The following is a 10,848-nucleotide window of genomic DNA, read 5'->3' on the forward strand; positions in this document are numbered from 1 at the left end:
GGTGGCGTCGGTGGCGTCGGTGGCGTCGGTGGCGTCGGTGGCGTCGGTGGCGTCGGTGGCGTCGGTGGCGTCGGTGGTGGCTTCGGTGCCGGCGGCGTCGGTGCCGGCGGCCGAGGGCTCCTCGCCGCTGCGGGCGGTGGGTTCCTCGGTCTCAGTGCTGGCCATGTCGGCGGATCTCCCCCCGGAGCTGTTCGGTGATCTCGATGGAAAGGTCGGCGACCGCGGCGTCCTCGATGCGGCGCGGCTGCGGGATGTCGACCTGCCACTCGCGGGCGATCCGGCCCGGCCGGGAGGACAGCAGCACCACCCGCTCGGCGAGCCGCACGGCCTCGCGGACGTTGTGGGTGACGAAGAGGACCGAGAGGTTTGTCTCGCGCCAGATGCGGGTCAGTTCGTCGTGCAGCACATCGCGGGTGATCGCGTCGAGCGCGGCGAACGGCTCGTCCATCAGCAGCAGCTGGCTGTCCTGCGCGAGCGCCCGGGCCATCGCGACGCGCTGGCGCATCCCGCCCGACAGCTCGTGCACCCGCTTGCCGTGCGCACCCTTGAGCCGGACGAGTTCCAGCAGCCGCTCGGCCTCGGCACGGCGCTCCGCGCGCGGCACCCCGCGCAGCCGCAGCGCCAGTTCGATGTTGCGGCCCGCGGTCAGCCACGGGAACAGCGCATGTTCCTGGAACATCAGCGCCGGCCGGCCGCCCGGCGTCTCGATGGCGCCGGCGGACGGGGCGTCGAGGCCGGCCACCAGGTTGAGCAGGGTGGACTTCCCGCAGCCCGAGGCCCCCAGGAGGCAGACGAATTCGCCGGGCGCCACATGGATGCTGATGTCCTCCAGGACATGCTGCTGTGCGCCGGTGCGGCCGAACGACTTCGAGACATGGTCGATGCGGGCCGCGTACGGCACGGTGGTGCCCGTGTCCGCCGTGGCGGGCTGCTTGGTGAGCGTGGTGGTCGTCATCGGTGTCACCTCCTGGGGGAGTGCGGTGCTGCGGGCTACTTGCTGCCGAGTCCGGCGTCGTCGACCGGCTGCTTGCCCTCGGACTTGAGCACCTTGTTCAGCAGCGTGAGGTCGTAGATGCCCTTGAGGTCGGGCTTCTTCAGCAGGCCTGCCCTGACCGCGTGGTCCGCCTCCTGCTGGAGCGTGGCGGCCAGCGGGTCATCGGTGAGCTGGACGTTCCGGAACGCCGGGTCGATGACGTCTGCGGGCAGCGCCTTGCCGGCGACGTCCGGGGAGGCGAGCTTGTCGTTCAGGGCCTTCTTCGCCTCGGCCGGGTGGGAGCGGATCCAGTCGTTGGTCTTCACCGAGGCCCGCAGCACCGCCTCGACGGCCTTCGGGTGCTCCTTGAGGAACTTCTGCGAGACGATCATGTTCGTGATGACGAACTTGCCGTCCTTCCACAGCGTCTTCTCGTCCAGGAGCGTCTTGCCGCCCTCGGCGACGAGCTTGGAAGCGGTGGGTTCGGGCACCCAGGCACCGTCGATGGAGCCCTGCTGGAAGGCGGTGGGCGTCACCTTGTTGTCGGTGCGCTGGACGGTGACGTCACCCTTGCCGGTGGTGGGGTCGACCTTGTAGCCCTTGCCGGCCAGGTAGTTCAGCAGCGCGACGTCCTGGGTGTTGCCCAGCTGCGGGGTCGCGAGCGTCTTGCCCTTGAGGTCGTTCAGGCTCTTGATCTTCTTGGGGTTGACCACCAGCGAGACCCCGCCGGAGGCCGAACCACCGATGATCTTCAGGCTCTTGCCGTGCGACTTGGCGTAGCCGTTGATGGCGGGGGAGGGGCCGATCCAGCCGATGTCGATGGCGCCCGAGTTGAGCGCCTCGATCTCGGCGGGGCCCGCGTTGAAGACGGAGGACTTCACCTCCGTGCCGCCCAGCTCCTTCTGGAACTGGCCGTTCTGGAGGCCGATCAGGGGGGTGGCGTGCGTGGTGTTGCCGAAGAACCCGATCGTCACGTGATCGAGCCCGTCGGTCTTGGGGCCCTTGGGGGCGACCCCGGCCGCGGTGTCCTTCTTGGCCTCGGAACCGTAGCCGCAGGCGCCCAGCGCTCCGGCCAGGAGCGGGACGGTGACGGCGGCCGCCAGCAGGCGGTGATGAACGGCAGACACGGAAGGTGTTCCTCTCGGAGGGCCGGGTCGGTGGGTGCCCCTATGGCACGCCCGGCAGATCGACGGATCTTCGGTAGCAGGGTGGTTGGAGAGCGGAGCGGGACATCGTCAGCGCACACATCGGCCGACTCCGCCCTGCCCGCTGCCCAGGGCGCCGCTGCCGATGCGGCCGCCCTCCTTCGCGAAGGTCGAGAACACGTCCTGGAGCATGCTCAGAAGTCCCATCCCTCGTCGTCGGAGCCGTCGGCCCGCGTGGCCTCGGCCGCCGCCTGCGCGAACGCGTGGCCCGCCATCCCCGCGGTCAGCGTCGTCCCGTCCGCCGGGTCGATCAGCAGGAACGAGCCGGTGCGGCGGGAGTCGGCGTAGGCGTCCAGCGGCAGCGGCTGGGCCGTGCGCACGACGACCCGTCCGATGTCGTTGGCGACCAGCTCGCCGGGCGCCGGGTGCTGGGAGAGGTCGTCCAGCGTCAGCCGGGACGGGATGTCCTTGACGATCGCCTTGACCGTGCGGGTGGTGTGCTTGAGCAGCACCCGGTCGCCGACCTTCAGCGGACGGTCCGCCACATGGCAGATGGTCGCCTCGATGTCCTGCGAGACGGCCGGCGCGGTGGCCGTCGGGGCGATCAGGTCGCCGCGCGAGATGTCCAGGTCGTCGGTGAGCCGGAGGGTCACCGACTGCGGCGCCCAGGCGGTGTCCACGGCCTGGCCGAGCGCGTCGATCGCCTCGATGGTGCTCGTGCGGCCCGAGGGCAGCACGGTGACGGCGTCGCCGACGCGCAGCACGCCGGAGGCGATCTGGCCCGCGTAGCCGCGGTAGTCGGGGTGCTCGGCGGTCTGCGGGCGGATCACGTACTGGACCGGGAAGCGGGCGGGGTCGTCGGAGGGGTCGGCGACGACCGGGACGGTCTCCAGGTGCTCCAGGACGGTCGGGCCGCCGTACCAGTCCATGTGGGCCGACGGCGTCACGACGTTGTCGCCGGCCAGCGCCGAGATCGGGATCGCGGTGATCTCCGGGACGCCCAGCGAGGCCGCGTAGGTCGTGAACTCCTCGGCGATGGCGGCGAAGACGGGCTCGGCGTAGTCGACCAGGTCCATCTTGTTGACGGCCAGGACGACGTGCGGGACGCGCAGCAGGGCGGCGACCGCGGCGTGCCGGCGGGTCTGCTCGACCACGCCGTTACGGGCGTCGACCAGCACCACGGCCAGTTCGGCGGTGGAGGCGCCGGTGACCATGTTGCGGGTGTACTGCACGTGCCCGGGGGTGTCCGCCAGGATGAACCGGCGCCGCGGGGTGGCGAAGTAGCGGTAGGCGACGTCGATGGTGATGCCCTGCTCGCGCTCGGCGCGCAGCCCGTCGGTCAGCAGCGCCAGGTCGGGCGCCTCCTGCCCGCGGCCCAGGGAGGCGCGCTCGACGGCCTCCAGCTGGTCGGCGAGCACCGACTTGGAGTCGTGCAGCAGCCGGCCCACCAGCGTCGACTTGCCGTCGTCGACGGATCCGGCGGTGGCGAACCGCAGCAGCGAGGTGGCACCCGCGTCGACGGCGTCGATCGCGCCCGGGTTCGTGGTCGTGCTCATGGTTAGAAGTACCCCTCGCGCTTGCGGTCCTCCATGGCGGCCTCGGACAGCTTGTCGTCGGCCCTGGTCGCGCCCCGTTCGGTGAGCCGGGACGCGGCGATCTCCGCGATGACGGCCTCGATGGTGTCCGCGTCGGAGTCGACGGCACCGGTGCAGGACATGTCGCCGACGGTGCGGTAGCGCACCTGCCGCCGCTCCAGGGTCTCCCCCTCCTTGGGGCCGCCCCACTCACCGGGCGCCAGCCACATGCCGCTGCGGCCGAAGACCTCGCGCTCGTGGGCGTAGTAGATGGCGGGCAGTTCGATCTTCTCGCGGGCGATGTACTGCCACACGTCCAGCTCGGTCCAGTTGGACAGCGGGAAGACCCGGACGTGCTCGCCGGGGGAGTGCTTGCCGTTGTAGAGCTGCCACAGCTCGGGGCGCTGCCGGCGCGGGTCCCAGCCGCCGAACTCGTCGCGCAGCGAGAACACCCGCTCCTTGGCGCGCGCCTTCTCCTCGTCCCGGCGGCCACCGCCGAAGACCGCGTCGAAGCGGTTCTTCTCGATGGCGTCCAGCAGCGGGACGGTCTGCAGCGGGTTACGGGTGCCGTCCGGGCGCTCGCGCAGCTCACCGCGGTCGATGAAGTCCTGCACGTGGGCGACGTGCAGCCGCAGACCGTGCCGCTCGACCGTGCGGTCGCGGTAGTCGAGGACCTCGGGGAAGTTGTGCCCGGTGTCGATGTGCAGCAGCGAGAACGGCACCGCGGCCGGCGCGAACGCCTTCAGCGCGAGGTGCAGCATGACGATGGAGTCCTTGCCGCCGGAGAACAGGATCACCGGCCGCTCGAACTCGCCCGCCACCTCGCGGAAGATGTGCACCCCCTCGGACTCCAGCGCGTCCAGGTGGGACAGGGCGTACGGGGAGTCGCCCTCGTGGCCCGGGCCGGTCGCGGTGATGGAAGCTGCCGTCGTCATGCCAGTCCCCTCTCGGTGAGCAGCGTGTGCAGCGCCGCGGCGGATTCCTGCACGGTCTGGGTGTGCGACTCGATGCGCAGATCGGGCGATTCGGGAGCCTCGTACGGGTCGTCCACGCCGGTCAGCCCGGAGATCTCGCCGGCCGCCTGCTTGGCGTACAGCCCCTTCACATCCCGCTCGGAGCACACCTCGACGGGGGTGGCCACATGCACCTCCAGATAGGCGGTGCCCTCGCTCTGGTGGCGCTTGCGCACGGCCTCGCGGCTGTCCGCATACGGCGCGATCACCGGCACCAGCGCCTTGACGCCGTTGCTCGCCAGCAACTCGGCCACGAAGCCGATGCGCTGGACGTTGGTGTGCCGGTCCTCGCGGCTGAAGCCGAGCCCCGCGGAGAGGAACTCGCGGATCTCGTCGCCGTCGAGCACCTCGACACGGTGGCCCTCGCCGCGCAGCCGGCCGGCCAGCTCGTGCGCGAGGGTCGTCTTGCCCGCGCTCGGCAGACCGGTCAGCCAGATCGTGGCGCCCGTCATGGCTATCTCCTGATGGTCCGTCATCCGTGCAGCCCGCACTCGGTCTTGTTGCTGCCGGCCCAGCGGCCGGCCCTGGCGTCCTCGCCCTCCAGCACCCGGCGGGTGCAGGGCGCACAGCCGACGGAGGCGTAGCCGTCCATCAGCAGCGGATTGGTGAGCACCCCGTGCTCGGTCACGTACGCATCCACATCGGCCTGCGTCCAGCGGGCGATCGGCGAGATCTTCACCTTCTGCCGCTTGGGGTCCCAGCCGACGACCGGGGTGTTCGCCCGGGTCGGCGACTCGTCCCGGCGCAGCCCCGTCGCCCAGGCGTCGTACGCGGCCAGACCCTCTTCGAGGGGCCGGACCTTGCGCAGCGCGCAGCACAGGTCGGGGTTGCGGTCGTGCAGCTTCGGGCCGTACTCGGCGTCCTGCTCGGCCACGGTCTGCCGCGGCGTCAGGGTGAGGACGTTGACGTCCATCACCTCGGCCACCGCGTCCCGCGTCCCGATCGTCTCCGGGAAGTGGTAGCCGGTGTCCAGGAAGACCACGTCCACGCCCGGGAAGGCCCGCGAGGCCAGGTGCGCGACGACCGCGTCCTCCATGGAGGAGGTGACGCAGAAGCGCGGACCGAAGGTCTTCGCGGCCCATTCGAGGATCTCCAGGGCGGGCGCGTCCTCCAGGTCCCGGCCTGCCTGCTCGGCCAGGTGCTGAAGGTCGGTAGCGGTGGTCACGTGGTACCTCCGTCGGAAGCGGAAGGGGGCCGGCCGGTGCTGCCCGGCGCCAGCAGGCCGCGGAACGTCAGCCGGAACGCCCGGCTGCAGGCCCGGCATTCCCACGCACCGTGGCCCTCCTCGGAAGGCTGGAGGTCCTCGTCCCCGCAGTACGGGCAGTAGAACGGCGCCGCGCGTTCACTCACGGTGTCCTCCGCCCGGCCTCGGCTCGCTCACTTCAGCGCACCCTCTTCCGCACGGGCCGCCCACTGGGCGAACCGCTCGCCGTCGGTGCGCTGCGCCTCGAAGTTGCGCAGCACCCGCTCGACGTAGTCGGGGAGTTCGTCGGCGGTGACCTTCAGCCCGCGGACCTTGCGGCCGAAGCCGGCCTCCAGGCCCAGCGCGCCGCCCAGGTGCACCTGGTAGCCCTCGACCTGGTTGCCGTCGGCGTCCAGGACCAGCTGGCCCTTGAGACCGATGTCCGCGACCTGGATGCGGGCGCAGGCGTTCGGGCAGCCGTTGAGGTTGATGGTGATCGGCTCCTGGAACTCCGGCATCCGGCGCTCCAGTTCGTCGATGAGCCAGGAGCCGCGGCCCTTGGTCTCGACGATGGCGAGCTTGCAGAACTCGATGCCGGTGCAGGCCATCGTGCCGCGCCGGAACGGCGAGGGGCTGACCTGGAAGTCCAGCGCCTCCAGCCCGGCGACCAGCGCGTCGACCTGGTCCTGCTCGACGTCGAGGATGATCAGCTTCTGCTCGACGGTGGTGCGCAGCCGGTCGGAGCCGTGCGCGGCGGCGAGTTCGGCGATCTTGGTGAGGGTGGTGCCGTCGACCCGGCCGACGCGCGGGGCGAAGCCCACGTAGAAGCGGCCGTCCTGCTGCCGGTGCACACCGATGTGGTCCCGCCACGTGGAGACCGGCTCGTCGGGCGCCGGGCCGTCGACCAGCTTGCGCTGGAGGTACTCGTCCTCCAGCACCTGGCGGAACTTCTCCGGGCCCCAGTCGGCCATCAGGAACTTCAGCCGGGCGCGGGTGCGCAGCCGGCGGTAGCCGTAGTCGCGGAAGATGCCGACGACACCGGCCCACACGTCCGCGACCTCGTCCAGCGGCACCCAGGTGCCCAGGCGCCGGGCGAGCTTGGGGTTGGTGGACAGGCCGCCGCCGACCCAGAGGTCGAAGCCGGGGCCGTGCTCGGGGTGGACGACGCCGACGAAGGCCACGTCGTTGATCTCGTGGACCACGTCCTGGACGGGCGAGCCGGAGATCGCGGTCTTGAACTTGCGCGGCAGGTTGGAGAATTCCTTGCTGCCGATGTAGCGCTCGTGGATCTCCTCGACCGCCGGGGTGCCGTCGATGATCTCGTCCGCCGCGATGCCGGCCACCGGGGAGCCGATGATCACTCGCGGGCAGTCGCCGCAGGCCTCGGTCGTGGAGAGCCCCACCGACTCCAGCTTCTCCCAGATGGCGGGGACGTCCTCGATGCGTATCCAGTGCAGCTGGATGTTCTGCCGGTCGGTGATGTCCGCGGTGCCGCGGGCGTACTGCTCGGAGACCTCACCGATGGCGCGCAGCTGGGCCACGCTCAGCCGTCCGCCGTCGACGCGGACCCGCAGCATGAAGTACTTGTCGTCCAGCTCCTCCGGCTCCAGGATCGCGGTCTTGCCGCCGTCGATCCCGGGCTTGCGCTGGGTGTACAGGCCCCACCAACGCATCCGCCCGCGCAGGTCGTTGGGGTCGATCGAGTCGAAGCCGGCCTTGCTGTAGATCGTCTCAATGCGTGTCCGCACATTGAGACCGTCGTCGTCCTTCTTGAACTGCTCGTTGCCGTTGAGCGGAGTGAAGTGCCCCACGGCCCACTGGCCCTCGCCGCGGTGGCGGCCGGCCTTGCGGCGGGTCGTGGCAGCTGCGGTCGATTCCGGGGTGGCGGCCATGGATGTCTGTCCTTCTGGGCGGGCTCAAGGAGGCGGACGGGGATGCCGGACACCCGGCATGACCTGCGCAGACACACCGAAGTGCGGCGCGTGGCACGCGTCGGTGAGGCCTGCGGGGCAGGGGGCGTCAGGGTGTCCGCGACGGCGGGGACGAGGGGGCGGAGGTTCGGTGTGGTGCTGAGTGCTGCCAAGGGCCGAAGGCCCTGGTGAATGCGACCTCAGCCCGCCCGACAAATGGCGCTGGACATGCGGCCGAGGTCGACGTGCCGCCGACTCACCAAGGCAATTCCAGCTCGAGACATGACGGAAGCCTGTCACGCCGTTCTCCGGCCAGTCCACCGTCATCCAAAATATGGACAACTCTGTCCCGCATGGCGAGACACTGTGCTGTCGGTCACTCTCCGGCGGCCGCGCCGGACGTGACGGGCCCCGCCCCGGGCCACGGGCCGGGCGCCGGTACGTCGGGCTCCTCGGTCACCGTGGTGTCGTACAGCCGGAAGCCGCGCCGCTGGTAATTGGCCATGGCGTGCCGGCCGTCCTTGCTGCACGTGTGCACCCACACCCGCTTCGTCGGGGCCTGCCCCGGCCACCGCTCGGCGAGGTCCCAGGCCCGCTCGATCCCGTACGAGAGCAGCAGCCCGCCGATCCGGCGCCCCCGGAAGGCCGGGACGAGCCCGAAGTAGACGATCTCCACGGAGCCGTCCGGGCCCGCTTCCAGCTCGATGAACCCGGCGGGGGTGCCGCGCTCGTACGCCACCCAGGTCTCCACGCCCGGCCGCCCGAGGTACTCCGCCCACCGGGCGTACGGCCAGCTCAGCCGGTCGGTCCAGGTGACGTCCCCGCCGACCGCCGTATAGAGGAAGCGGCTGAACTCCGGCGAGGGCACCTCGGACCGGGCGATACGGACGCCCTGCTCGGGCGGCGGCCCCTGGACGGGGGTCAGGTCGGCGCGCGAGGTCTGTTCGAGATACCAGGTGGTGACCGAGAGGCTCATGCCGCCAGCACATCACACCCGGATCGGGCCCTGGCCGCGGCCCGGGGGCCGGAGGGACGGGCCGGAACCGGCGGGGCGGCCCGGGTCCGGAGGGGCGGGCCGGGTCCGCATCATGAGATGTCCGCTCATCCCGGGGCGGCGCCGGCCGGCGGGCCCGCTACGCGGTCCCCGTCATCCGGGCGAAGACCACCACGTTGCCCGCGTAGCCGGAGCCCGCCGCATAGGCGCCGCCGCAGGTCAGCACGCGCAGTTCGGGGCGCCCGGTGGTGCCGTAGACCTTCCGGGCGGGGAACTTGTGCTTGTCGAAGACCTGGATCCCGTAGACCTCGAAGACCGCGGTCCGGCCGTCCTTGCGGGTCACCCGGATCGTCCGGCCCTTCTCCAGGGCGCCCAGCCCGTAGAACACCGCGGGGCCGGCGGCGCTGTCGACATGCCCGACGAGGACGGCGGTGCCGTTCTCCCCCGGCGTCGGGGCGTCGGCGTACCAGCCCGCCAGCCCGGGCTCCCCGGCCGGCGGCGCCTCGATCCAGCCGTGCCCGTCCAGGCCCAGCGGCATCAGCGGGGCCGACACCCCGATCGACGCGATCGCCACCCGGGAGGGCACGGAGCGGGGCAGCGGGGGCGGCGCCGGGCCGGTGGGCGGGAGGTCGCCGGGGAAGAGCACGCCGCCGGCCGCCGGCTGCGGCGGCCCGTCCGCCTCGCCGGACAGCCCCTGGCGCACCATGCCGAAGCCGATCAGCCCGGCCAGGGCCAGCACGCCCCACCGGGGCCGGCGGGCGGCGGCCGGTTCCCCGGACGCCGCGTCGGTCGGGCCTGCCGGGCTCATCGCTCACCTCCCGCGGTGCACGGTCCGCAGTCGGCACGCTAGGGCCGCCCGCGGGGCGGCGGCGAGCGCAGTTGGCCGAACGGGTGGCGGGGTCCCGACCGGCTCCTCGGCCGCCCGGCGCCGCCGTGCCGGCTACGGATTCCCGAACGCCGTGCCCGTTACGGGGTCTCGAACACCGCCTCGGCCAGCCGCTCGACCTGATCCGGGCCCGGGGACCAGCAGTAGAGCATCACTTCGTCCGCGCCGATCGCCCGGTACGCGGACACCGCCGCACGGATCTGCGCCCCGGTGGTGAGCAGCCCGTTCACGACATGGTCGGTGTAGCCGCCCGGCTGGTAGTACGCGCGCAGTTCCCGGCGGGCACGGTCGATGACCGGCGGCGGGCCGAGGGCCACATTGACCTGGGCCAGCAGCCGCGGCCCGCCCGTACGCCCGGCCCGGGACCAGGCCTCTTCCACGGAGCGGAACATGCCGTCCATGTGCGCGGGCGGCAGGTTGGCGCCGAGGAAGCCGGCGCCGAAGCGGGCGACGCGCTCGATCGCGGCCGGCACGAAGCCGCCGAACAGCACCTCGGGCCCACCGGGCCGCGCGGGGGCGGGACCGATGGGGCCGACCTCCTCGGAGAGCGGCTCCCCCGACCAGAGCCGCCGCATGGTCGCCATCTGTGCGTCCAGTCGCCGGCCGCGGGTGCGCAGGTCGACACCGGCGGCCAGATAGTCGTCGTCGCGGCCGCCGATACCGATGCCGAGGGTGAAGCGGGAGGCGGAGAGCAGATCGAGGGTGGCGGCCTGCTTGGCGAGCAGCGCCGTACGGTGCAGCGGGGCCAGCAGCACCTCGGTCTGCAGCCGGATCCGGGACGTGGCGCCGGCCAGGGTGGCCAGCGTGATCAGCGGTTCGGGGTTGTGGAACACCAGCCGGTCGAGCAGGGCGACCGTGGTGAAGGGGGTGGCTTCGGCGCGCCGGGCCCAGCTGAGCAGCTGTGCGGGGTCGCCGATGGGAAGGCCGAGGCCGACGGACATGGAAGTCCTCCAGAAAGACGTGCGGGCATGACAGAAATCGGTGTCGCCCACTCGTCCTCTGCCGCGCGTGTGGCGCGGGCTGCTCCCGTTCTGCGACGTCCTTCTTGAGAGCTGCGGTATGAGTTGCGGCCCACCCTAGGAGAGGGGAACGCGCGTCCGCACCCGGATTTCCGCCGCCTGCTCTTCCCCTCCCCGCGCCGCCCGGTCATGCCCCGCCGCCTGCTCGCCC

General features: G+C 71.9%; 12 protein-coding genes. All 12 read right to left on the reverse strand.

Features of this window, described 5'->3' with window-relative positions; translation table 11 throughout:
- Positions 1–151: 151 nt before the first annotated feature.
- The 12 genes from EST54_RS31085 to EST54_RS31140 all read right to left on the reverse strand — a co-directional run bounded on the left by EST54_RS31085 (position 152) and on the right by EST54_RS31140 (position 10,619).
- Positions 152–955, reverse strand: a complete 804-nt coding sequence (locus EST54_RS31085; protein WP_174857551.1) for an ABC transporter ATP-binding protein — start codon at positions 953–955, stop codon at positions 152–154.
- A gap of 35 nt (positions 956–990) precedes the next feature.
- Entirely contained in the window at positions 991–2,100 is a 1,110-nt protein-coding gene (locus EST54_RS31090; protein WP_129251042.1) for an aliphatic sulfonate ABC transporter substrate-binding protein, read from the reverse strand.
- Positions 2,101–2,312: 212 nt separating this feature from the next.
- A complete protein-coding gene (locus EST54_RS31100) occupies positions 2,313–3,674 on the reverse strand; it encodes a sulfate adenylyltransferase subunit 1 (RefSeq protein WP_129251044.1) in 1,362 nt (453 codons plus the stop codon).
- 2 nt (positions 3,675–3,676) lie between these two features.
- Positions 3,677–4,627, reverse strand: a complete 951-nt coding sequence (cysD, locus tag EST54_RS31105) for a sulfate adenylyltransferase subunit CysD (protein ID WP_129251045.1) — start codon at positions 4,625–4,627, stop codon at positions 3,677–3,679.
- The gene (gene cysC, locus EST54_RS31110; protein WP_006602346.1) at positions 4,624–5,157 is read right to left on the reverse strand and encodes an adenylyl-sulfate kinase; all 534 of its coding nucleotides are present in this window, start codon (positions 5,155–5,157) and stop codon (positions 4,624–4,626) included. Before cysC ends, cysD begins: the two co-directional genes overlap by 4 nt.
- 20 nt (positions 5,158–5,177) lie before the next feature.
- Positions 5,178–5,870: a phosphoadenylyl-sulfate reductase gene (locus tag EST54_RS31115; protein ID WP_129251046.1), complete on the reverse strand. Its 693-nt coding sequence runs from the start codon at positions 5,868–5,870 to the stop codon at positions 5,178–5,180.
- A complete protein-coding gene (locus EST54_RS31120; protein WP_129251047.1) occupies positions 5,867–6,055 on the reverse strand; it encodes a hypothetical protein in 189 nt (62 codons plus the stop codon). The genes EST54_RS31115 and EST54_RS31120 overlap by 4 nt, the downstream gene beginning before the upstream one ends.
- Positions 6,056–6,082: 27 nt before the next feature.
- Entirely contained in the window at positions 6,083–7,780 is a 1,698-nt protein-coding gene (locus EST54_RS31125) for a nitrite/sulfite reductase (protein WP_129251048.1), read from the reverse strand.
- 218 nt (positions 7,781–7,998) lie between these two features.
- Complete coding sequence (locus EST54_RS36295; RefSeq protein ID WP_350257049.1) at positions 7,999–8,082, reverse strand: putative leader peptide; 84 nt, start codon at positions 8,080–8,082, stop codon at positions 7,999–8,001.
- 92 nt (positions 8,083–8,174) lie between these two features.
- Complete coding sequence (locus EST54_RS31130) at positions 8,175–8,774, reverse strand: GNAT family N-acetyltransferase (protein WP_129251049.1); 600 nt, start codon at positions 8,772–8,774, stop codon at positions 8,175–8,177.
- Positions 8,775–8,931: 157 nt separating this feature from the next.
- The gene (locus tag EST54_RS31135; RefSeq protein WP_129251050.1) at positions 8,932–9,600 is read right to left on the reverse strand and encodes a class F sortase; all 669 of its coding nucleotides are present in this window, start codon (positions 9,598–9,600) and stop codon (positions 8,932–8,934) included.
- A gap of 158 nt (positions 9,601–9,758) precedes the next feature.
- Positions 9,759–10,619, reverse strand: coding sequence for an LLM class flavin-dependent oxidoreductase (locus EST54_RS31140; protein ID WP_129251051.1), 861 nt, complete (start codon positions 10,617–10,619; stop codon positions 9,759–9,761).
- Positions 10,620–10,848 lie beyond the last annotated feature (229 nt).

The organism is Streptomyces sioyaensis, assembly GCF_004122735.1.
Taxonomy (GTDB): domain Bacteria; phylum Actinomycetota; class Actinomycetes; order Streptomycetales; family Streptomycetaceae; genus Streptomyces; species Streptomyces sioyaensis.

Excerpts from the sequence above, each read along its gene's own strand:
- EST54_RS31085 (WP_174857551.1), bottom strand. The coding sequence starts at position 955 with ATGACGACCACCACGCTCACCAAGCAGCCCGCCACGGCGGACACGGGC.
- EST54_RS31100 (WP_129251044.1), bottom strand. The coding sequence starts at position 3,674 with ATGAGCACGACCACGAACCCGGGCGCGATCGACGCCGTCGACGCGGGT.
- cysD (WP_129251045.1), bottom strand. The coding sequence starts at position 4,627 with ATGACGACGGCAGCTTCCATCACCGCGACCGGCCCGGGCCACGAGGGC.
- cysC (WP_006602346.1), bottom strand. The coding sequence starts at position 5,157 with ATGACGGGCGCCACGATCTGGCTGACCGGTCTGCCGAGCGCGGGCAAG.
- EST54_RS31125 (WP_129251048.1), bottom strand. The coding sequence starts at position 7,780 with ATGGCCGCCACCCCGGAATCGACCGCAGCTGCCACGACCCGCCGCAAG.
- EST54_RS36295 (WP_350257049.1), bottom strand. The coding sequence starts at position 8,082 with ATGTCTCGAGCTGGAATTGCCTTGGTGAGTCGGCGGCACGTCGACCTC.
- EST54_RS31130 (WP_129251049.1), bottom strand. The coding sequence starts at position 8,774 with ATGAGCCTCTCGGTCACCACCTGGTATCTCGAACAGACCTCGCGCGCC.
- EST54_RS31135 (WP_129251050.1), bottom strand. The coding sequence starts at position 9,600 with ATGAGCCCGGCAGGCCCGACCGACGCGGCGTCCGGGGAACCGGCCGCC.
- EST54_RS31140 (WP_129251051.1), bottom strand. The coding sequence starts at position 10,619 with ATGTCCGTCGGCCTCGGCCTTCCCATCGGCGACCCCGCACAGCTGCTC.